At 32.8% G+C, this 23474-nt stretch carries 19 protein-coding genes; 15 read left to right on the forward strand and 4 right to left on the reverse strand.

What is annotated here, in order from left to right; all coding sequences use genetic code 11:
* Positions 1 to 273: 273 nt before the first annotated feature.
* The 11 genes from I6U50_RS06185 (at position 274) to I6U50_RS06230 (ending at position 12601) form a co-directional block, all read left to right on the forward strand.
* The gene (locus tag I6U50_RS06185; RefSeq protein WP_198638202.1) at positions 274 to 2460 is read left to right on the forward strand and encodes a peptidase domain-containing ABC transporter; all 2187 of its coding nucleotides are present in this window, start codon (positions 274 to 276) and stop codon (positions 2458 to 2460) included.
* 4 nt (positions 2461 to 2464) lie between these two features.
* Positions 2465 to 3751, forward strand: coding sequence for an HlyD family secretion protein (locus I6U50_RS06190; RefSeq protein ID WP_198638203.1), 1287 nt, complete (start codon positions 2465 to 2467; stop codon positions 3749 to 3751).
* Between the two features lie 15 nt (positions 3752 to 3766).
* Positions 3767 to 5482 carry a helix-turn-helix domain-containing protein gene (locus I6U50_RS06195; RefSeq protein ID WP_198638204.1) on the forward strand — a complete coding sequence of 572 codons (1716 nt, stop codon included), beginning with the start codon at positions 3767 to 3769 and terminating at the stop codon, positions 5480 to 5482.
* An 88-nt stretch (positions 5483 to 5570) separates the two neighbouring features.
* Complete coding sequence (locus I6U50_RS16010; protein WP_262894728.1) at positions 5571 to 5693, forward strand: hypothetical protein; 123 nt, start codon at positions 5571 to 5573, stop codon at positions 5691 to 5693.
* A 100-nt stretch (positions 5694 to 5793) separates the two neighbouring features.
* A complete protein-coding gene (locus tag I6U50_RS06200) occupies positions 5794 to 7917 on the forward strand; it encodes a prolyl oligopeptidase family serine peptidase (protein WP_198638205.1) in 2124 nt (707 codons plus the stop codon).
* Positions 7918 to 8167: 250 nt separating this feature from the next.
* The gene (locus I6U50_RS06205) at positions 8168 to 8983 is read left to right on the forward strand and encodes an RteC domain-containing protein (protein ID WP_317192018.1); all 816 of its coding nucleotides are present in this window, start codon (positions 8168 to 8170) and stop codon (positions 8981 to 8983) included.
* Positions 8984 to 9248: 265 nt separating this feature from the next.
* Positions 9249 to 9527 carry a helix-turn-helix domain-containing protein gene (locus I6U50_RS06210; protein ID WP_198638207.1) on the forward strand — a complete coding sequence of 93 codons (279 nt, stop codon included), beginning with the start codon at positions 9249 to 9251 and terminating at the stop codon, positions 9525 to 9527.
* A gap of 2 nt (positions 9528 to 9529) precedes the next feature.
* Positions 9530 to 10237 carry a hypothetical protein gene (locus I6U50_RS06215; protein ID WP_198638208.1) on the forward strand — a complete coding sequence of 236 codons (708 nt, stop codon included), beginning with the start codon at positions 9530 to 9532 and terminating at the stop codon, positions 10235 to 10237.
* Positions 10221 to 10877, forward strand: coding sequence for a P-loop NTPase family protein (locus I6U50_RS06220; protein ID WP_198638209.1), 657 nt, complete (start codon positions 10221 to 10223; stop codon positions 10875 to 10877). The genes I6U50_RS06215 and I6U50_RS06220 overlap by 17 nt, the downstream gene beginning before the upstream one ends.
* Before the next feature lie 345 nt (positions 10878 to 11222).
* Positions 11223 to 12350: an exonuclease/endonuclease/phosphatase family protein gene (locus I6U50_RS06225; RefSeq protein ID WP_198638210.1), complete on the forward strand. Its 1128-nt coding sequence runs from the start codon at positions 11223 to 11225 to the stop codon at positions 12348 to 12350.
* A 98-nt stretch (positions 12351 to 12448) separates the two neighbouring features.
* Positions 12449 to 12601: a hypothetical protein gene (locus tag I6U50_RS06230; RefSeq protein WP_449619074.1), complete on the forward strand. Its 153-nt coding sequence runs from the start codon at positions 12449 to 12451 to the stop codon at positions 12599 to 12601.
* A 102-nt stretch (positions 12602 to 12703) separates the two neighbouring features.
* Here the strand turns inward: I6U50_RS06230 and I6U50_RS06235 are convergent, their stop codons facing one another.
* The 4 genes from I6U50_RS06235 to I6U50_RS06250 all read right to left on the reverse strand — a co-directional run bounded on the left by I6U50_RS06235 (position 12704) and on the right by I6U50_RS06250 (position 19455).
* Entirely contained in the window at positions 12704 to 13657 is a 954-nt protein-coding gene (locus I6U50_RS06235; protein WP_198638211.1) for a DUF2806 domain-containing protein, read from the reverse strand.
* Positions 13658 to 14450: 793 nt separating this feature from the next.
* Positions 14451 to 15701, reverse strand: coding sequence for a hypothetical protein (locus I6U50_RS06240; protein WP_198638212.1), 1251 nt, complete (start codon positions 15699 to 15701; stop codon positions 14451 to 14453).
* Positions 15702 to 15853: 152 nt separating this feature from the next.
* A complete protein-coding gene (locus tag I6U50_RS06245) occupies positions 15854 to 17155 on the reverse strand; it encodes a J domain-containing protein (protein ID WP_198638213.1) in 1302 nt (433 codons plus the stop codon).
* A 164-nt stretch (positions 17156 to 17319) separates the two neighbouring features.
* The gene (locus I6U50_RS06250) at positions 17320 to 19455 is read right to left on the reverse strand and encodes a hypothetical protein (RefSeq protein ID WP_198638214.1); all 2136 of its coding nucleotides are present in this window, start codon (positions 19453 to 19455) and stop codon (positions 17320 to 17322) included.
* A gap of 470 nt (positions 19456 to 19925) precedes the next feature.
* Between I6U50_RS06250 and I6U50_RS06255 the strand changes: the two genes are divergently transcribed.
* From I6U50_RS06255 to I6U50_RS06270, 4 genes are read left to right on the forward strand one after another with little or no spacing between them, the layout of a single operon-like run.
* On the forward strand, positions 19926 to 20213 hold the full coding sequence (locus tag I6U50_RS06255) for a hypothetical protein (protein ID WP_198638215.1): 288 nt from the start codon (positions 19926 to 19928) through the stop codon (positions 20211 to 20213).
* Positions 20213 to 20497: a hypothetical protein gene (locus tag I6U50_RS06260; protein ID WP_198638216.1), complete on the forward strand. Its 285-nt coding sequence runs from the start codon at positions 20213 to 20215 to the stop codon at positions 20495 to 20497. Before I6U50_RS06255 ends, I6U50_RS06260 begins: the two co-directional genes overlap by 1 nt.
* Positions 20484 to 22895, forward strand: coding sequence for a TraG family conjugative transposon ATPase (locus I6U50_RS06265; RefSeq protein WP_198638217.1), 2412 nt, complete (start codon positions 20484 to 20486; stop codon positions 22893 to 22895). Before I6U50_RS06260 ends, I6U50_RS06265 begins: the two co-directional genes overlap by 14 nt.
* Complete coding sequence (locus tag I6U50_RS06270) at positions 22892 to 23473, forward strand: conjugal transfer protein (protein WP_198638218.1); 582 nt, start codon at positions 22892 to 22894, stop codon at positions 23471 to 23473. The genes I6U50_RS06265 and I6U50_RS06270 overlap by 4 nt, the downstream gene beginning before the upstream one ends.
* Position 23474 lies beyond the last annotated feature (1 nt).

Here is a 23474-nt window from a genome sequence, read left to right on the forward strand (position 1 = left end):
GGTTAAAAGAAAAAAATCCCCACCACCAGATGGTTTTATTAATTTAAAATTATTTTTAAACCTATAATATTATTTTGTAAATTTCTGATGCCCAATTTATTGGAAGTCGAAAGTGAGTTTTCTCAGTAAGAATTATACTACAGGCTGTAAAACTTTAGAATAGATACTCCCTATTTTCTATTCGAAAGGCACGTGATTTATAAATCAACGACCTTTTGAGAAGTCACATAATCAATTCCAGATTAAATTTAAATCAATTTAGTTTCATTTGTTATGTTTAGGGCTGTAGATTTTCCTGTATTTCGTCAATTAGATCAAATGGATTGCGGTCCTTCTTGTATCAAGATGATTACCGATTTCTTTGGAAGAAATTATGATATAGAATATCTAAGGAAAATATGTTATTTACAGAAAGACGGTTCGTCCTTTGCAGGGCTTTCCAACGCATTTAAAAAGTTGGAAATAGAAACTGTTGGTGTCAGGATTAATTTCTTAGAATTAATTACAGATGTACCATTACCAACAATCGCTCATTGGGAAGGTAACCACTTTGTGGTTATTTATAAAGTTTCCAGAAAACACATTTTTATTTCTGATCCAGCTTATGGTAAATTGAAATATAGTCACAAAGATTTTTTATCTAATTGGGCGGACACTGATAAGAATCAGGGAGTACTTCTTCTATTGGAGCCTAATCAACACTTTGAATTTCCAGAAAATGAACCTCAGGATAAAGTGGAGAATAACGGTAAATACTTAATTGAGTATTTGAAGCCGTTCAAAGCCTATATTAGACAATTAATACTGGGTTTAATAATAGCTATTGTTATCCAATTAATGCTTCCTTTCCTTACCCAAAGTCTTGTGGATTATGGAATAAATTATGAAGATTTTAGCTTTATAAATCTTATTTTAATTTGCCAATTCTCTTTGTTTCTTATCAGATCTCTAACAGAAATAATCAGAGATTGGCTTCTATTATATTTAAGTACTAGTGTAAACATCCAAATGATTTCCGATTTTCTGGGTAAGCTTCTTACTTTACCTATAGCATATTTTGAATCAAAAAATACCGGTGATTTTATGCAAAGAATTTATGATCATCAAAGAATTGAGGAGTTCATAACTGGTCGAGGATTAAATATACCATTTGATGTTTTCTCAATTATGATTTTTGGAATTATTTTATTCTATTTTCATCCTCAAATAGCCTTAGTATTTTTTACAGGAACTCTTTTGTTCCTTGGGTGGTCATTTTTGTTTATCAAAAGGAGAGAAATTTTAGATAACCAGATATTTGATCATAATAGAAAAGACCAGTCATTATTTCTGCAAATGATTTTAGCTGTTACCGAGATAAAATTAAATAATTCAGAGACACGAAGAAAAACCGAGTGGAAAATAAATCAAAATAACCTTTTTGCAATAAAGACAAAAATTTTAAGAGTAGAACAGGCTCAAATTAAAGGTGGTTTTTTTCTAAATGAGCTTACAAATATTTTAATAATATACTTGTCTGCTAGAGCTGTAATATCAGGGCAGATTTCATTAGGAGCTATGTTGGCAATTCAATTTGTAATTGGAAGTTTATCTTTACCGGTCTCAAATATTATTAATTTTTTTACTGATTATCAAAGTGCAAAGCTTTCATTTAACAGGTTATCTGAAATCCATAAAAAAACTCCAGAAGAAACCAGCAGAGGCGATTATATAGAACCGGAGGGTAGTGTATCTTTTAATAACATAAGTTTTGGTTACGGAGATCCAAGCTTACCTCCACTATTAAGCAATTTAAGCGTTATCATACCGTGCGGAAAAACAACGGCTATAGTCGGTTCCAGTGGCTCAGGTAAGACAACATTACTAAAAATACTTCTTAAGTTTTATAGTCCATGGGAAGGTAGTATTAAGGTTGGAAATAACGATTTGAAATTTATAGATTCCGCCATTTGGAGAAGTAAATGTGGCGTAGTAATGCAGGATGGTTGTTTCTTTAATGATACTCTGGAAAGAAACATTACCGAATCTCAGCCCGATGTACCAGTCGATAAAATTTTATTACGAAAAGCAGTGGAAATGGTAAATCTATATGACCTTATAGAACAATTACCACTTGGTTTTAAGACTCATATAGGCGAAAATGGTCAATTACTCAGTGGTGGGGAGCGGCAAAGACTTTTGTTGGCCAGAGCGATTTACAAAAACCCGGATTACTTATTTCTTGATGAAGCAACCAGTTCCTTAGATACCCAAAATGAAAAAATAATTTCAGACCATTTGAAGATGTTTTATAAAAAAAGAACTGTAGTAGTTATAGCTCATAGACTTTCTACAGTAATGGATGCCGATCAAATTTTAGTAATGGAAAAGGGTCGTATTGTGGAGCGTGGTAATCACGATGAACTCATAGCTAAAAAAGGAGCTTATCATAATTTAATTAAACATCAATTAAAAATTTAAAGCCTTGGAAAAGCCTGGATTTGATAGAAGCAAGGTTAGTCCTCCATACTTTAAACCCGGATATTTAATTCGCCGGGGTACAGGCTACATTTTTATATTCTTCGTCTTTATGCTATTAGTATCTGGTACTATTTCATTTGATCAGGTAGTAAAAGGTGATCTTGTTCTTACTTCCCTAAATCCTCCAGTACAAATCAAAGTTAAAAGAGATGGGAAACTTTCTGCAATTTTTAAAAAACCTAAGGATTCAGTGAAAATTGGCGAAATAGTTGCCATTCTTGATCATCCGGCAAGCTTCAATGATATCACCTATTTAAGAAATATATTAATAAATGATTCTTTAAGAATATCATCATTGGATACTTTAATAAAAGTGTATCCAGTAAATTTAGGTTTAGGGACCTCACTTCAGCAAGTTTATAATAAGTATTTGGAGGAATATCATAAGCTTATTTTAGAAAATAAATTAGGTGAAAATAAAGCTATTGAGCAAGGACTAATTAAAGAAATTGATAACCAGGCAGCAATTTTAAACTCAAAAAAGAAAGAGCTTCAACTATTTAAAAACAATTTAGTTATATCTACTCAAAAATTAAATCGCCACCAAAAATTATTTGAAAAAGGTGTAATCTCAAAATCAAATTTAGAAAATATTGAATTGGAATTTTCAGAGAAGAATCAACAATATGTTTTGCTTGAGCAGAAATTGATACAAAATTATGCGCACCTCAATAGGGCTTACAGTGATCTGGAAATTTTAAGAAAGAGTGCCCTAAGGAATATTCGTCTTCAAAATGCTGAATTAATTTTTGCGAGGCAGGATTTACTTAATCAAATTTTACAATGGGAAGATAATAATGTGTTAAAAAGCCCAATAGCAGGTATGGTTTCTTATAATCAATTTTGGATAGAACACCAGAACGTATCAGAAGGAGATTTAGTTTTCTCTATTATTCCATTTAATAGAGAAAAATTATTAGGAAAATGTATGGTTCCCATTCATAATTCTGGTCAGATTAAAAAAGGACAAAAAGTTTATCTCAAATTAGAAAACTTTCCATTTAGAGAGTGGGGAATGGTAAGAGCCATTGTTAATTCAATTTCAGAAGTTCCAAGTAAAGACAATGCTCCTTCATTTGTTGTTTACCTGGAAGTTGATAATTTAAAAACCACTTATGGTAAAGAATTAAATATAAGCCAGGAATTAATAGGTACAGCTGAAATTGTACTTAATGAATCTAGTTTGCTAGAACGAATTTTCTATCAGTTTCGTCATCTCTGGACAACTTAGAAAAATGATATGACTATGAAAGCCACAGTGTTAAGATCAATTCTTATCTATTTAATTTTAGGATTAAGTGGTGTGGTTATTTCTTATGGCTATTCGCAAAAAGATAAAAAGTTTAATTTGGAGATATTGAATTCTAAATTAACCTATGAAGATATAGGGAATTTACAATACGAGGCATTTGAGAATCACGATACTGTAACTTTAAGGTTGTTGATCAATATACATTTAAAAAAAGCAACCTTAGAAAATAATAATATTGAAAAAGCCAGGGCTTATTACTATAAAACTGGTTTAGAAAATGAGACTTCGGCTTTGTCTTATTCCGATTCTATAATTAAACTTACTAAGGATAGTAAGCATCCAAACTATCCTGCGATTGGATTTGCTTTGAAGGGACATATAAACTATGAATCCGGCAATTTTCAAGAAGCCTTAAACAATTATCTTCAGGCATATAATTCGGCACTTAAAAAGAACAATATAGAGCAACAAAAAGAGTATGGCCAGGCCATAGCAGCTATACGAAATTTATATGGTCAGCATTATGCTGCAGTTGAACTTTATAATAAAAATTTAAAACTACTTCAAAGTGAAACCGATAGCGAAAAACTTTTATACGATGACTATACCTTGTTACTGTATAATTTATCACTAACTCATTTAAGGTTGCAGTCGTTGGACTCTGCTAGATATTATACTAATAAGGGGATAGATTTGACCTTACAAATGAGAGACACGACTAATTTTAAAGATTTTATTCTTTTGGATGCTCAAATAAATTTTTACGCGGGTGATTACTTAAGTGCCAGAGATACTCTTGTTAGATATAGTAAATCATTAGATGGTACTTCTAAAGCTATAAAATTATACTATTTAGGCAAGATTGCTGAAAAGTTGGATGATGTAGATCTTTCTATGAAGTATTTTAAAGAAGTTGACTCAATAGTTACTGCTACGAAGGATCCATTTTTAGAAGTTAAAGATGTTTATCATCAACTTATCTTGTATGCAATAGCGAAAAATGATAATCAAAGTCAAATTGATTACATCGAGAAGCTTATAGCCTATGATAGCCTGCACTCAGCAAAACAAGAAAAAGTTATAAATGCAGCAATGGTTTCTTATGATATCCCATATCTAAAACATCAGAAAAAACAGGCCGAAGCCCAGCTTGAAAATAAAAGGGATCTTATAAAAGGAATTGGATTATTAGCAGGAATAGGTAGTCTAACGGGAATTTTCTTTTTTATCAGATCAGTTCGCACTCAAAGAAAATTAAAAATGTTAATGGAAGAGGGAAGATTTGATAAAAGAAAAGGCTATAAAAAGCCGGTTAGTAATCATCCTAGTTCCGTACCCGAAGATATTAGAAAGGATATTTTGAGTAGACTGGAAAAATTTGAAGACTCTGCAAGATTTTTGGATAAAGATTTAGATATGTCCTCTCTTGCTCAGGAACTGGAAACAAACACAACCTATTTATCGGTAATTATAAACACCTATAAAAATAAATCATTTCCGAATTACTTAAAAGATCTTAGAGTAGCCAAAGCTATTCAAATGTTAAATGCAGATCGCGGACTTTTAAAATATAGTAATCAGGGGCTGGCAGAAGTTTTTGGATTTAAAACCAGTGAATCCTTTTCAAAGGCTTTTTACAAAAATACAGGTGTCTACCCATCAAAATTTATTAAAGAGCTGAATTCCATCAAAGAAGGTGGTCATTTATAAATGACGTTTACGAAAGTATTGCGTTTTGATGCGTGTTGTAGTTATTTAGTGTTCAGCAAATATTTATTAACATTTTAAATTTTTAATTATGAAGAAATCATTAAAAGATTATCAGGGAAAAGCCTTAAAAAATTTGGAAAAAATTAAAGGGGGCGGAAGTTCAGTTATTGACCGCGATAAAGTAAGACGGCCAAAACCTGGGAAAAAATAATTAATCACCAGTAGAATTATAGCTCGGGGCTTACCCGGGCTTTATTAATTTTAGCATAATGAAATCATCAAACTGCATACTATTGCTATTTTCTTTATTTATGAATACTTGCCTTTTTTTTGGTCAGGAGCTTCATAATACAAATTCATTCCCTTCATTAGAAAAGCAAATCAAGCCTATAAATAAATTTGGTGTCAAAATCTATGATGATTATGTTAACTTGAATAAGCTTGAAGATCCACAGGTGTTGGATTGGTTTAAAGCTCAGGATTCTCTTGCTGAGGCATATTTTTCTGAAAATAGGTTATTCAATAATTTTCTTGTGAAATTTGAGGAATATCAAAATCGGGAGAAAACTGCTATTCGTTTAATTGAAATTAATGAAAAGGGGAATTATTTTTTTATTAAATATGATGAAGTAGAAGCAAGAGAGAAATTATATTTCAAAGAAGATGTAAATTCAAAAGCCGTAGAAATTTTTGACCCTAAAAGTCATGGAGAAATTACCTACCTGAAACCTTCCTTCGATGGATTAAAAGTTGCTATTGGTTTTCATTCAGATAAAAAGTTTTCATCCATCATTAGATTTTTAAATATAGAAACAGGAGAATTTTATCAAGACCAGATTACCAATATTAACCCTTCATTTGGCGGCATTGAATGGTTGCCAGACAGCTCTGGCTTTATATATCTCTACTTTCCTGTGATAGATCAGTCTAGTTCAGGATATAAAAAAAATTCCTATTCAGTAATTCATAAATTAGGTGAAGATCCTAACTTGCGTAAAGAAGTTTTTGGCAGAAATAATATTGTAAATATTCCTATTGATTTTTATCCTAAAGTAAAAATTAACTCCAGTGCAGACGAATATATTATAGGTTATTCTGCTAGCTCGAATGATTACTATGATGCATATATAGCCAAAATTTCTGATTTGCTTTCAGGAAAAATAATTTGGGAACCTTTTTTTAAAATAAAGCATAAGGTATTCACAACTGAAGGTGTTGTGAGAGATAATCAATTTATTTTTCGCCAGGGAAATAATTTAGGAAATCAAATAAGCAGCGTAAATATTATTTCTCCTAATTTTAATAATCCAGATCTGTTAGCAGAGGGAACCTTGGAAAATCCCATAAATCAATTAGCTCTAAATAAAGATAATGTGTACTTCTCGAAATCTAAATTTGGAGTTGAGGTTAGTTTGTGGAAAATAAATGATAAAGGGAGGATTATTCAATTGAAACCTCCATTTGTACCGGGATACGCAACATTTTTTGGTGGTACAATTACTTCTAGTTTAATCGGTGTGGAGTTAGATGGTTGGACTTCCAATTACACTAGATTTCTTATTTCTGGAAATGATAGTTTATTTGAAGAAGGTCTTCAGGTCGAAACCTTCTATCCTGAATTTAAAAATCTTATTTCTGAGCAAATAATGATTAAAAGTCACGATGGCGTAGAAGTTCCATTATCTCTAGTTTACGATCCTCAAACACTAAAAGGTTCTTTGAATGAGGTTTTTATCTATGTTTATGGTGCTTATGGAGAGAGTTTAAGTCCATTTTTCTATCCAATATTTTTAAATTGGGCAGCACAGGGAGGAATCCTGGCATTTCCGCATGTTAGGGGTGGTGGAGAGAAAGGTAAAATATGGCACGAACAAGGTCAAAAATTATTTAAATTCAATTCCTGGAAAGATCTTATTGCTTGCACAGAAGGCTTAATTCAAAAAGGATTTACCCAAAAAGGACTAATTTCTTTATACACATCCAGCGCCGGAGGTATCACTGCAGGTATGGCGGTTAATGAAAGACCAGATTTATTCTCATCTTTTATAGCAGAAGTTCCCAGACTTAACCCTCACGGTTTGGAATCATCACAAACTGTTAGCAGTACCAGTTACTTAGAATATGGTTCTGTTAAAGACAGCCTGGAATATATAGGTTTGGTAAAAATGGACCCATATTACAACTTAAAAATCGGTAAAGAATATCCGGCTACACTTATAATTTCTGCTTCCCAGGATGATCGTATTCCTTTATGGGATAGTGGTAAATATGTTGCGAAACTTCAAAGTATAACCAATGGTAATATCCCTGTTTTACTGGATATAGATTATCAAAATTCCCACGATAACTTTGGTTATAATGACATAGTGAAACTGTATAGCAAAATTTTTTCTTTTGCTAAAAACAATATGTCAGGAAAACAAAATCGATATTAAGTTTCCTCCTCCTTAACTTTTTAGCTACCCAATATGAGATCGGAATTTTCTGTGGTTTATAAATGAACTTAAAAATTTAAGTTTATTAATGTTTGGAGTTTAAAAATTTCAGACTTCAAAAAGATGAATTTCCGGGTCTTATTCAAATTTGTTTATAAATGCAGTATTTTGGTTTATAAACCTATTTTCTTTCCTTTTTTATTCTAACCTCTTTTTATTCAAATTTAAGGAATGAATCATAGGAAAAAAGGTGGACTTCATTTTAACATCCAGACAAGTTTTGGAAGAAATTTCAAAAATAGAGGAATCCTCTTCTACAAACCTTGTTGCGTATACCGATATTATAAAATATTGCCGGGGTATTCTGAATGATTATAGGTTAAAAATTAAGGAAGTTTCTTTTCAATCAACTTTTCAGGAGATCCAATTCTTCAAAATAGAAAAGCAAATTCCACTCGTACATCTTATTTATTACATCAATTTGAGAAGTTTAGAATTAAACTATTCTTTAAAATATAGACGGAAACTCTTACATAAGCAAATAAAAAAAATCAATAAGTTTTTTCAGAAGCATCGTGAGTTTCAGCTATATGTAGACCTTGGTAATAGTTACATGGATAAAATTTACTATACCCGGGAGTTCCAAGATAAAGGTGAATCTCACAATGATATACTGTATTGGGACCCGGATTTTAGTACTTCACACGATCTTTTATCGGCTCAATTAAAAGCCTACCAAAGATTACTGCCCTTTTTACAAAATGAACTGGATAGGTGTAATTATCCTGAGAACAAAAACATTATTGATCACGATTTAAACTGGACAGCATCCAAGGTAGACCTTATAGAACTTATCTATGCATTACATTTCTCGGGAGCTATTAACAATGGATCTGCCAATATAATCGATATCGTTAGCCTTTTTGAAGAAATCTTCGATGAGAAACTTGGTAATTGCTATAAGAAAGTTTCAGAAATTAAAGGTAGAAAAGGAAGAGTCACGAAATTTTTGGATGAAATTACCTGGAATTTCGAACAAAAACTAAATCGTGATAATGCGTTATAATTTTCGGTAGGAAGCCGTAACTCCGAATTTCAATCTTCTATATTTTTCTAGTCATTTTTTTCGGACTGTAAAACACTGAAATATCGAATTTTATATTGATTTAAATCTATTTGTATACCGTGTTAAATTCTTTCGTAGTCCTGTTCAAATAGTGAAATTATTTTCCTGATGCTTCTCAATTTTGTCTTGAAGTCAAATCAACAAAATCCCATCGTGTAAAAAAGTATAACCATCGGTGGGATTTTAAATTAAAACCTTTCAAATAATGGCAAAAGAAATAATTACTACGGACGATCTAATGATTTTTAAGCTCGAGTTACTCGATGAGCTTAAAAGGCTGATGGAAGAGCATTCTTACCGAAAGAATAAGAGATATTTAAAATCTGCTGAAGTTAAAGAACTTCTTGGTGTTAGTGCAGGTACCCTGCATAATATAAGAGTTAACGGAAATCTTCCATATACAAAATTAGGCGGTACCATTTTTTATGATTGGAATGATATTCAGCGAATAATGAAAGAATACAGGATAGATAATAGTTATTAGTTATGAATTACATAAGACACCTTTCTGAGGTATTTAGTCGTTTCAATAAAGATAACCGGCTAAATCCCTCCCATTTGAGTATTTACTATGCCTTATTTCATTATTGGAATGTATTTAGGTTCTGCAAACAGTTTTATATACAACGCCAGGAAATTATGGAAGCTTCCAAGGTTGGTTCACTTTCAACTTATCATAAATGTATGCGGGAACTCAGTGATTGGAACTACATTTTATATCTGCCGTCTAAGAACCCCTTAAAAGGTAGCCAGGTTAAGATGTCCATTTTTTGGACTAGTGATAAACAAGTAGAAGACAAGCAATCAATTTGTAGTGTAAATGAGCTGGATAAGTTTGAGACTTTTTTAGAACAAGTAGCAGAAGAGTATTGTAAGAGTAGCGAAATAGCTCTGGTATCTAAAACAAACAATATTAAACATATTAAACATAATAAAACTTATTGGCCAAAAAGTGAATTTGAAGTTTTAAAATATTTTAAAGAAAAAGCCTGGCCAGAAAATGAGGCTGCTAAGTTTTATCTCCATTATGAAGCCGTAGGTTGGAAAATTAATCGTGAAACTCGAGTAGTGAATTGGCAGGCTTTAGCTAAGCGGTGGATGAAAAAATCTGAGGAAATTCAGCAAAATTTAAAAATGAAAAACCCTGATTATCTAAAAATTAAAAAAGAAAAAAATTATGAAGAACCCTTGTGAAATTACAGAAGGAGGGGTAATTTATAAAATTGGGAAATTTAAAGGGAAAGAAGTTATTTACGATTTTTCCTTAATGCTCGAATACCTCCAAACAAAGGGAAAACTGCTCTTTGGAAATGAATTTAAATTGCATAAAAAAGATGAAAAATTGCTTTATAAATTGTGCAATTATATAATTGCTGATAAGGAAAAATGCCAAAAATTTAATATCGACCCTGCAAAAGGGATTCTGTTAACCGGGCCGGTAGGATGTGGAAAAACAAGCTTTCTTAAGTTGTTGCGTTATTTGGTGCCACATCAAAAAGAATATCAGGTTATTCCCTGTAGAAATATTGCTTTTGCCTTTCATCATTTGGGGTATAAAACAATTATGGATTATGGAAATAGCAGCTATTTATGTTTTGATGACCTGGGTGTTGAACCAGCCGGGAGGTATTATGGTAAAGATTGCAATGTTATGGGAGAAATTCTACTTAGTCGGTATGAATTATTCCTGAATCACAAAGTAAGAACCCATTGCACTACCAATTTGGATGCAGCTGAGTTGGAAGAGCGATATGGAGCCAGGGTACGAAGCAGAATGCGAAATCTTTTCAATTTAATTTCCTTCGACAAGAATTCAATTGACAAAAGAAAATGATGATGATGAACTTAAGTAGATGTTTTAGGTTGTAAAAGTGCTTCATTTTGCTCCGGCCGGGGTGGTTCAATTTACTCCGGCGTAAAAGCTTGCTATCGAAGTTTAAGTAAATGATTTTTTAAACATTTTCAAGTTTAAAACTTTCAAATTGATGTTTTTAGCAATTATCTTTTCATCAATGGAATAAGTTATTAACAGGTCAGTCTAAGGATGTCATAAATTTTGATCTCATTTGAGATTAAAATATGTCAAAAACGCACAAAATATTTTTTATTCACAAAATGAAGTGCTGTACTGTAATTCATTCAAATAAGTTGTAGTTTTCTGATTATAAAAAGTTTACGGATGAAGCTAGCCACGTTTAATATTCAGAATTTATTTCACCGGGATATAAGTTTTAATGAAACCCGGTTCAATAAAACTAAAAAAGACTGGGAAATAGCGATGGATAAGTTAATGGAAAAACCAATAAAGTCAATTCAGGATCAGGAACGATTAAGGGAATTGGCTTGCTTGGCAGATATTGATAATATTAATCGTTATCCATACGCTGTTTTAAGGCGAAAAGATGACTATCTTTTTTTAAAGGGTAAGAACTATTCAAAGGAATTAAAAGCCAGTGAACTGACTGATTGGAACGGCTGGGTTGCGCTCAAAAACTACCCATTAGATCCAATAGCTGTGAAAAATAAAGCGCGTGTGATTTTAGAAGTAAACCCCGATATCTTGATTCTTCAGGAGATAGAAGACCGCGCATCTCTGGCAGAGTTTAATAAGGATTTCCTTCCAAGGTTAGGTTGCGAACCTTTTCAACAGACTTTTGTAGTACAGGGAAATGACATTCGAGGCCGGGAAATTGGCATTCTTATCCGTGAAGGATATGAAATTAAGTCGGTAAAGAGCCATATTTTTGATTTAAACGTTAGTGGAGAAAATCTTTTTGATAAAGATTTGTTGGAGTATGAAATCCAAACCGCAAAAGGGAATACAATTTGGATTCTTGCTACCCATTTGAAGAACCAGGCAGGAGATAAAAATTTTTCTGATAGGATAAGAATACAACAAGCTAAGAGGATTGCTGAAGTTTATAAACAGATGAAAGCGGAAGGTAAAATAAATGTAGCTATAGTTGGTACGCTTAATGCTCCATCATTCTGCAACTCACTTTCGCCTTTATTGCTTAAAACGAATGTATTGGATATAAGCAAACATTCCAGCTTTAATGTAGATTTTGATAAAGGTAAAGATGCCGGTTATTACAGCTTGGGAGCATACCGAATGGGGGTAAATATCAAGCAAAAAGATTATCTGTTACTATCCCTGGAACTTTTTAAAAAAACTAAACGCAGCGGTTTAAACCGTAAAGGTATTTGGCCAGAAAAACGACCTATGTGGTCTATTTATCCAGGTATTAATTGTAAAGCCCACGCAGCAAGTGAACATCCAATTATTTGGGCAGATATAGAAGTATAATTGGTTTCTAGACATAGAAATAGTTCGGTTTTTGGGGAAGCTTACACATCTGGCACCATTGGAAAAAGCTCGAACGAAAACGGAAAAACCTGATTCGATTGGGGGTCGATTATGATCACGCTTATGCTTGGAGCCGTACCAGAATGGGCGGTTGGGCAGTTGCCCAGAGTCCTATTTTGCGTACCACCATTACCGTAGAACGCTTAAAAATGAAAGGTTATATGAGTTTAATCGAATACTATAATCGATAAGTATCATTATCGAACCGCCGTATACGAGACCCGTACGTACGGTGGTGCGAGAGGCGTAGTGACGGCCATTAGGTCGTCACTCGTCTATTCGATTAGCAGCAGTTATTTTTTAATTATTTCTTCCCAATTTGTATGATTAACGCTTCCATTTGGGTGTTCTTTTAAAATATAAGCCATTTCAAATTTAGAATTTTCGTTGGTATGTTCTAACGCAAACTCCTTAATGTATTCAATATTAGGTTCAATCGTAATGATTTTAAGAAGTTCTTCGCCTATTTTGGAATATCTATAAATCGAAAATTTCACTTGAGGTGATTTCGATTGAATCGTTTGTCTTAATATTATATTTCCGCTTTTATGATATACAAATTGAGGTTGTTCAGTTTTATTTTCAGGTAAACTTCTCGTTATCGTAGAATCGGGTTGCAGTAAACCTACTTCTACTAATAAAAGTCTGTTGTTAAAGCTTAAGCCAAATTTTAATAGAAAATCGTTTGATTGATTTTTTCCTTGATATATACACGGACTATCAAAAGAAACTAAAGTTAAATTAGCCATTTTACTAAATGTTTCAGCTTCGTATTTTGAAAGATTTTTAATCAATTCAAGTGTTCTTAATGAAAAACTTCCAGGTCTTACGACTTCTCCTGCAAGTATTCGAGACCATAAATTTTGCATCTCTTCGTTTGAAACATCTTGTGCAATATTGAAAAATCTTTTCGTCCAATCTTTATCAACTGGCTCATCAGATATATTTGGTTCATTCTCCAATTGACTTGCTGTTTTTTCAGCAATGTTATCAATGTTGTTTTGTCTTTCGACCTCATTAAATAATATTCTTTCTTGAATTTTTAAATAAGTTTCTGCTTCTAATTCTTTCCCTTCCGCAAGAGCTTTTGCTTTGGCTTGTTCAATAATGCCAATTTCGTAGGCTTTTGAATCGGCTTCTTTTCTTATCGCCCTTGGTCTATACAAAGTTCCGATGCCGTTACTTATTACTTCTACAAGTTTTTCTAATGGTTTTCCATCAAGTTTGATAAGATTAAATTCTGGCATAAATGTTTGTTTTAATTGCTGCTAACGGTTTGCGTATATGGTTTGTGGCGGGCAAAAATGCGCAATTTTTTCGGTTAAGGGTTTACGTTTCTAAAAATACAAAAACGTTGGGTTTGGCACTAATTCCGCCATAAACTATATGCGCTGTGTGTGCCCAGCATGGGCATCTTTATCATATCGAAGATATGATATTAATCTAGAGGGTGCAAGTCCCTTATGGGCAGGGGTGACGCCTTGAACCATTAGTAAGCTGCAAGCTTGTCTGTCGCGAGACAGGAAGTGAAGGAAGCAGGACTACAAAGCCTGGTACTGACGAACAGGAACCGGATATGAGGCTACAAGGTTGGATGAGCAAGCACATCATTGTGATGTCCTAAACATTTCTTTGGAAATGAATACCGAAGTAGTAGATCCGGCAGGAATCAGGGGAAAGAAGATGTTCTTACCTGGGGAGATCTCCATAGCCACGGGATGGTTTGGTGGAGAAGTCAGCCGAGGTAATAGTACTCACAGGAAACGAGGTGTAGCAAAACTGCATAGGTCTCACAAGTGAGGAAGGACTGAACGCAATCCTTTTGGAAATTACATTGGGAGCATTGATTTTCGCTAACTGGGTGACCGATTCCCAAGAAAATCTGTAGCCTTTTGAAAAAGTACAGAATAGTTTCAATTGGTTTAAAGAGCGATTGGAAAGATGGATTGTGAACCGCCCAGTACGAGAACCGTACGCTGGGTGGTGTGAGAGGCGCACTCCGTCAATTTCTGGCGGAGCCGTCTACTCGATTGTGCGCTGTTATAATTCCGGCATATGATATAATTGAACAGCAATGGTCAAATAACTCCTTTTATCATTTTCTAGATGAAATCTATAATTACTCCATCCAGAATTAATTTTATCAAGTGTCCTAACATAATTTGGATGTTCTTCAATTACCTTTTTCGTTTCCTTAACCACGCTTGAAATATCCTTATTAGGTACAAACACTAAAATTGCTGCCTTAGAATCCCTCCAGGTAAGATATCCCAAAATTTGATCTATTGTTTCTGTGAATTTCTTTGCTCCTTTCCAAATCTTACATTCTCCAATAAAAAGATTGGTGGAATTATATTTAATAGCAATATCTGTTTTTCCTTTTTTATTATAAGCTTCTCCTGCTACTACACCTTGAATATTTGGGGCTAAAACATATATTAGTTGAGATCGAAGAGTTTCTTCATTTTTTCCTTTGTAAGTATCTGGATGCGACTCCCAATTTCTACCACATTCTTGTAGAATTGATAAAATCCTTTGATAATCATCTTCGCTTATATAACGCTCTTCTGATTCTTTTCCACTTTCTAAAATTTTAGGTTTCGGAATAATTTTCCTTTCCTTGACTACCTTAGGTATTTTTAAACTCTCAGGAGTATTATTATCGTTTTTTATAGGGAATCTGAACTTGGATTTGTACTCATCAAAATTCCTAATTCGATGGATCTTCTTTTTTATTTCACTTTTTATGAAACCCGGTAGCTCTTGGTTATAGATTGAAATTTCTTTTTTTAGATCGTTATACCTTCTATTAAATTCATTCTTACTATTCTCAAATTCTCTATCAATGTTCTCTGAATTGTCGTATAAATCAATAAAGGAAAAAACTAAATACTCAATTGTTCTATATGGGCTTCCTCCCATACTGGACATATAAATAGTATTTGATGGTTTGAAAAATAAAATATCTCCATCACCTGAATAAGGTACAAGAAATTTTATTTTTTTCTTTTTCACTCTAAGATTAGGATTTGAAACATCAAAGGTTGGTGGTAAATTACTACCAGAAATCTCAACTTCTTCAATTTCAATTTGTGTTTCCTCCCAATAAATTTTTAAAGAATTAGATATTTCGTATTTGGATAATAAATATTCGGAAAACTCGTCTTCTGAGCTATTTTTGAAGTAAGTGTCACTCTGTTGATCGATTTCCTGAATAATGCTTTTGGCATTTTGATTTGTTCTTTCGAACAGAGGATTTGTGAAAATTTTGCTTTCTGTAGTTCTAAACATAATTTTATAATAGCGCACAACGGTCTCGCCAGTTGCGGGAGTTGGGACGCGGAGTTGTCGGCTTAGTTGTTTTTTTTCCTGGTTTCTAAAATTACACTTTTTCGATGATACCCGTTATTGGCGATGAGCCGTTGTTGCCTGCAGTTAATACTTTAATCAAATTTGTATCCTAGTAGTAATTCGAAAGATCTAAAGAAGTATTGATAATTTGATAAGTTCCTTAGAGGAATTCCGTTTTTATTTCCTGATTTGAAAAAGTAAAATTTCTTCTGGTAATTTTTATGCTCTATAAAAAGGTTAGAACCTTTTGTGTGAACACTCTTAATATCATTAAAATTATACTTAAAATTCTCTTTTGAATTTATGAACTCTATGTAGCCAATTCCCAGTCTAATATAAGGAACTGACTCATATGATCCATTACTGTAACCAATAAGATTAAATTCAATATATCCTTTAGATTCCAAGTCTTTTTCCATATTATCTAAAAGATAAACTGTCCAATATCTTTCTGCTATTTCATTAACCCAGAATTCATCTTGCCATTTATCTGGTTTTCCTTCTTTACTTTGATGAGAGCCATTAACTTCTCGGACTAGTTTTCCATTTTTCAACCAAACGAAACCATAATCTGTACCTGTGTAATTGAAGTTTCTTTTATTTATTTGGGTAACTTTTAATAAGTCCGTTACGTCATTAAAATTAATTTCATAGGATTCCGTTATGTTCTCCCTTGAATTTTCACAAGTAAATCTTGCAAAACCATTAACTCCAATAAAAGTATTATAATGTTTAAATTGGACATTTGCATCAGCAATCCAAATCATTAATGCTAATGGAGCTACGGCCCATATAAATATCCAAACTGTACTTTGAACACCTATTCCAAAAATAATTCCAGTAGAAATCGCAATTGCAATTAAAATACAAATTGCATATCTCTTGAATTTTGATGTGCCTGATATTGGTTTTTGACTTTTATAAAGGGATGAATAGCCAGATATTATTTTTCCGATTTTAGTTGGAAGCTTAAAAAAATCAACTTCTGGATCCAATTTATTTCCCCAATGATCAACGATTGGCTCAAATTGAGGTGTTTCATTCTGATTTCTATCTCTCTCCGAATAGAAAGGTTTATGAGGATTATAAAAGAATTCTTCCTCCTGTTCTTTTTCTTTACTTTTTTCTTGAGAATAGCTTTCTTCTTTTTTCTTGTTTTCCGTGTGTCCATTCTCAGAGAAATATTTAGAATATTTTATATCATATTCTTCGCGCTTAATTGGGTCTATTAAGATTTCATAGGACTCTTGAACTTCTAAAAATTTATGGACGAAGTAATCATCTCCATTGTGTTTATCTGGATGATACTTTACAGCTTTTAATCGATATGCTTTTTTTATTTCTTCTTTGGATGCAGTTTTAGTTATTTCTAAAATACTGTAGTAGTTCTTCATTCGGTTAGTATTAATTGCTGGCAACGGTCTCGGTTATCGCCAGTTGGCGGAGTAGGGGACGCGGCGTTGTCGGCTTAGTATTGGTTTATTGGTCAAGTTAATTATTTTCTTTCTAACGGTGCCGCTTATTGGCGATTAACCGTTGTTATATGCTGGCCTTTAACCTATTTGCCCGTAAAGAAGTCTATGCCCAATGGTGTTAGTATATATTTGTATGTTTTTCCAGCTTCTTTTTTTCTGTTAATTAGATTATGTTGTTCGTCTAATTTTTTCGCTCGCCAGCCTATTAATTGACCGCTATAATCTACCTCTTGAGCTATGTCTCTCGCATATAATTCTGAATCACTATTCTGTAATTCTTTTAAAATTTTCACCTCAGGAACAGGTAGCATTTTGTTCTTGTCGATACGATCTATTTGATCTTTTATATCATCAGATAGTGTTTCAATGATCACTTTTGATTGACACTTATTGCATCTGTAATTATTAAATTCTAAGAATTTTAAATCATCAATTTCAAATTGTTTTTCACAATCTGGATTAGAACAGATTATACGCTTAGCATTAGATAAAAATTCTGTAATTACTTTGGAATAATTGAAAGGTCTTTCAATAAAGTATTTACGATATCTTGTGCCTTTTGGTTTACCCCAAATTATGTTCTCTTTTTTGCACAACCCATAATTGAGTGAATAAATAGAAACCGGTAGTCCATCTTTATCGCTTAAATCATTGTACTTACTTATAAAAAAGTTCAATTCTAAAGTTTTAAGAAATTCCTCGTATCTCGGGTCAAAATGAAAATGACTCGAATATGGAGCATTTTGTAAATATATCGACCCTTTTAACTCTTTTGATGTAATCCTTTTCTTTATATTTTTTGCTTTTTCTATGAATATGTTTAGAAGACTTTTCAGTTGAAGAACTGATATTTTTTCGTCTAATGAGATAAGGGAATGAGTTGTTGTTTCAAAGAATGAAAAGATTTTTTCATTATAATATCTTTGAGAAGCCGCCTCAATATCGCTCTTATTAATTTTATTATCATAGATTATTCTACTCTGATAGCAGTATGAAAGAATATATCCTAAAATTCTAGGAACATTCATCGATGCATTAAATAGAATCTCAAAATAATCATCCATCGAATTCTTTGAGGTTTCAAAAAATTCTTCGACTCCTGAATCAGCAAACTTTTTAAATCTCTTTTCTAAAATTCTTTTAGTAAATCCAATAGCATTAGTTTCCATTTTATCTCTATCGAATTCTGAGTAGAGATTATAAAAATCCAAATTAATGGTGTCGATCTTTCCTGGATCAATTTTTCCGTAATAAATACGATTTGGATATGCAGCAACTTTAAATTTTATAAATTCATCAGACCAATTGTTAAGGGGAGCGAGTATTACATCAACAAATGTTTTAATTGAATCATCATCGATTTCAGAAAAATCATCCAATAATACGTATAAATGTCTTATTTTGAGTAAAGACAAAGTCTCTTTTATACCAACAATTATTTCTTTTATTTGAAATACTTTCAGAAAAACATTTGAAAAAACATCTTCATTTTCAAATGATGTTTTATGCCCCTTTTTCCAACCAATTCCTGAATCTGTTCCAATTTTTCCTGAAACTCCATCTGGATTCGCGTTGACCTCAAAGTCTGCACCCTTTAAATCAATATTCCTTTCTTTAATCTTCTCTTCCGAATTTTTTTGAGAAACGCTAATTTTCTGTAAGATTGGGATTTCAATATTTTCTAAATATTTGTTATCCTCTACATTGTTTTTAAGCTCCTCTAATTTTTCTTTAACAGCTTCAACTTGGGTAACACCTATGATTTCTAATAGTTTGTCAATATTTGAATCAAACTTTTTAGTTACTTCCTGAATAATTGCACTTAAGACATTTTGAATAAATGCTCTTTCTATGAGGTACTTATCTAATAACTCGGAGGGTAGTAATTCATCTAATCCATTAATTCTAGATAATTTTGTTTGGGAAGACTCATAAATTGTTTTTACATCTAAATAGCAGGGTAAATAGCCTTTCATTTCTCTTAATTCTTGCTCGATTCTAAGAAAAATGGTTGATTTACCTGTACCCTTTCTTCCTATTAAAAAGGTTGTATTTTCTTTTAAGGATTTTTGAAGTATATAATCGTTTGGTAGTAAATCGGTATACAATTCCTTTAGTAAATTTCTACCTCTTTGATCTATTAAATCAGCTCTTCTATATTTTTTTAAAGATTCTACAGCATCGAAGAATCCTGTTTTTTGTATCTCAGTGTATGTCATAATTTTCTTCTAAAGGCTTGCATATAACTCGTTATATCCCGAAAAATATACTTATTAAATTAGAAATTTAGCGGGTTAAAAGCAGTTTTTGCTAAATATATATTATTGGAACAACATAGGATTACGGAAAACCGTAATTCCAAGAATTTTAAATAAAACCACCCCTGCTGAGGATTAATGGCCTGTTTTATTCCTACCATGCTTATGTTAATTAACAGAGAGAAAAGTTTCTATTGTACCTAAATTCCTAATTGTAAACTTAACCCAGTTTTCGGCTTTGAAATTCTTCGTAGTTTAAATAGAATTCAATAAAGCATTCTTTTTTATGCGAATATTACCGCATTCTGTCCCAATGTCTGTTAAAGTTTAGCGCATTTGTTCCAGGCTTTCCTTTTCATAATAATTTCAAATTAATCATCAAATACAATTAATCAATCAATTCTGTTTAAGCAGAATAACAAACGAACATTATGAAAAGAACAATTTATTCATCAGTCCTTTTATCACTGGTTTCCTTTCCTCTATTTGCCCAAATAGGAGGGATTGAAAATTCGGTTAATGATATAGCCGACACTGTTCGTGCTATTTTCCCCGTTATCCTTGGTGTTATTTTTCTAGTCGGATTTCTTTTTAACGCCGGTCATTTTTTTGGCGAGAATGCCGATTTAAAAAAAGGAATTACCCGGGTTTTGGTATTTACGCTTATTGCCGGCGCAGTTGTGGGAATATTTACATACCTCATTGGAATAGTAGTGTAATGAAAAGTTTTGAGGTTTACCGTAATATTAGAAAAAGGGCGATGATCTGGGGATTGCCGGTTTCGCTCTTTGCTCTAATGATGCTATCGATAATAGGATCGCTATTGGTAATTATCTTTTCGTTTAGCCTTGGGATGATAATTCTTACTTTTATTTTTAACATTCTCCTTTATATACTTCTCACCAGGCTAAGCCGTAATCCCTATTTATTTCAGGTTTTAAAAGTCTTTCCTCAAACTATTTCTTCAAAACGCTTAAGTGATATTAATTATGAACAAGATTAATTTATCTATATCACCACCCATTGCCGAATTACGTGAAAATATGGTATTTGCTGCCAACGGCAACGTTATTATAGCCTTTCAGGCCATTCTTCCTGAGATCTACAGTTTATCTGAAAATGATTTTGAAGAAATTCATAGTGCCTGGTTCCAGGCTCTCAAGTCGTTACCTACCGGAATCGTAATTCATAAGCAGGATATTTATTTAAAAAGAAATTATGCTGCAGAGAAATTACCTAAGAATACATTTTTGGAAAAAGCTACTCATTCTTATTTCAAAGGCAGGGAATATTTAGAGCACCGGAGTTATTTCTTTTTTATCTATACTGGGAACAAAGCCTTTAATCGGGCTAAATATGTAAATCCATTTAAAAAAGTAAACCGAAATGTTACCACTGAACTTGATGATAATTTAAAGAAGTTCCAAAATTCAGTAAATGATGCTGTTTCCTATTTAAACAACAGTAGGAAGTTGGAATTCATTCCACTAACAGAAACTAAAATTAAAAGTATTTCAACAGAATTTTTTAACGGTTTTCAGGAAGGCTTCGATACCAATATTCTACTGGATAAGAATAGTATTAGAGTTGGAGATAACAATTTTGACGTACTGGCGGTAAACAGTGAATTGTGTTTCGGGGAAAGTGTTCAGAGTAGTAAAACCAACGATAGGTTTACCTCAGACGATTTTATATTTCACCAGGGTTTTATAGACGGTCTCGGACTCAATTTAAAGGAAAACCATATTGTAAATCAGGTCATCTACCTGGACGATCGGCAGAAATGGAGAAAACTACTCGATGCCAGGGTGGAAGAGCTGAACAAGAGCTCCAATTTTGGTTCTCAGAATAAGGTGGTACTCAATAAAATTCAAAATATTCTGGAACAGATCAATAACGATGATACTTCCAGGATAATTCGGGGCCACTTAAATGTTATTTACTGGCATAAAGACCGGATACATTTATCTTCTATAAATGCCAGGATAAAAACAGAATTTAAACTTATTGACATAATTCCATATTACCCAAAAGGGGAGGAGCGCAAGAATTATTTTCTGAATAGCTACTTCTGTTTTTCTTCCAATTTCTCCAATGAAGACCTCTATGTCACAGATCTAAAACATTCGCTATGTCTTTTTATCAATAACACCAATTATAAATCAGATTCCAGAGGAATTATTTTTAATGACAGGGAGTATAATATCCCTGTGTTAAAAGATGTTTGGGATGAAAATAAGATAAGGATCAAGGCCAGAAATTTTGCCATTTTCGCCCCTACCGGAGAGGGTAAATCTTTTCTGGCCAACAATATACTTCGCCAGTATTTTGAAAGTGGGGTTCGCCTGGTAATCATTGATCTGGGCGGATCCTATACCAAATTCGCAAAGCTTTATCCTAATGATTATACCATTTTGCGCTATGAAAACGGAAAAAGCTTGGGCATCAACCCTTTCTACATAAGCAGCCCCGATGATCTTACGGCTGATAGGTTAGAGGATTTGTCTGAATTTATTTTCGAACTATTTGCTTCAGATTTTAAGGTTTCAAAAGCTCAATCGGTTTCTATAAAAAAGATTTTACTGGATTATTATACCAATTTTAGTGGTAATTATTCCCTGCATAGTTTTTACCAGTATATCGAAAGACATAAAACAGATATTCTGGAAGACCTTAAGATCCATCCAGACTACTTCAATATCAATAATTTCCTGCACATAATGTCAGAATATGTGGGAGATGGAATCTACAGTTTTCTATTTGAAGTTGGAGAGGACCAGACTTATAAAATTGAGGATAAAAGACTAATTGTTTTTGAGCTGGATGAAGTAAAGGATAATAAAGAGATCCTTTCAGTAATGCTGAAATTGATCAAATCTGCCATACAAAGAACCATTTGGAGAAACCGGGCAGAAAAGGGAATTATTCTTTTCGATGAATTTGCCAAACAGCTAAAGTTTGAAAACGTATTGGAGAGTGTGGAGTTTTATTACCAGGCCATTAGAAAACAGAATGGTGCGATCGGGATAATTCTTCAATCTATAAATCAGCTTCCCCACAACTCGACTTCTTCAAGCATTTTGGAGAACACACAGGTAATCTACAGCCTTCGCAACGAAAAAGGCTATGAAGAGCTTCAAAAAAGGTTAAACCTCTCCAGTCACGATTTAAATCAGTTAAAATCAATCAAAAACAATTTTATCGGAGATCGAAAGTACACCGAAATCTTTATCAAGATAGGTAAAGAGAGCAATGTGTTTAGGTTGGAAGTGCCAAAAGAGGTTTACGCTGCCTATTTAACTGATGGGGCAGAAAATGATCGCATAATGCAACTTTATACAAAACTTGGAAGTATGGAGGAAGCTATTAAGGAATTCACTTCAAATACATCTAAATTATGAAAAAGACAATCACAAGGCTATCTTTTACAATTGCGTTCTGCCTAACAATAAGTTCGAAACTTTTCAGCCAGGGGATGCCGGTGTATGATAATACCAATTTTATAAGCCTTGCCAAATCCCTTGTTGAGTCTGCCAAACAAACCAGTCAGTTATTAAAAACAGTAGAGTTCCTCAAAAAGCAGAAAGAGAATATTGAAAAAGTGAATAATGTTTTAAAGCAAATTAAAGCAGTAAAAGAACTTTCCAAAAATTACCAAATTTTACTTAAGACTGTAAAGAGCGATGTTAAACAAATTCTACACTCACCCTATATTAAACAAGAAGAAATAACCCGTATCTCCGATTCATTTAATGCAATTCTCGAAAGCTCCTTAGATGATTTAGATTTTATCGATAAGGTTTTGACCAGCGATTATTTTAAAATGAGTGATGCTGAAAGAACCCAAATGCTCAGGGAAAGTGAATTGAGGTCTAAAGAAATGCTTGCAGAAATTACTTTAAAGACCAGACGCTATAAAGATATTATTTCCTTCAGGGAAATGCAGGATAAAATCAATAACAGGACTAAAGAATATTGAT

The organism is Salegentibacter maritimus, assembly GCF_016236975.1.
In the GTDB taxonomy this organism is placed as follows: domain Bacteria; phylum Bacteroidota; class Bacteroidia; order Flavobacteriales; family Flavobacteriaceae; genus Salegentibacter; species Salegentibacter maritimus.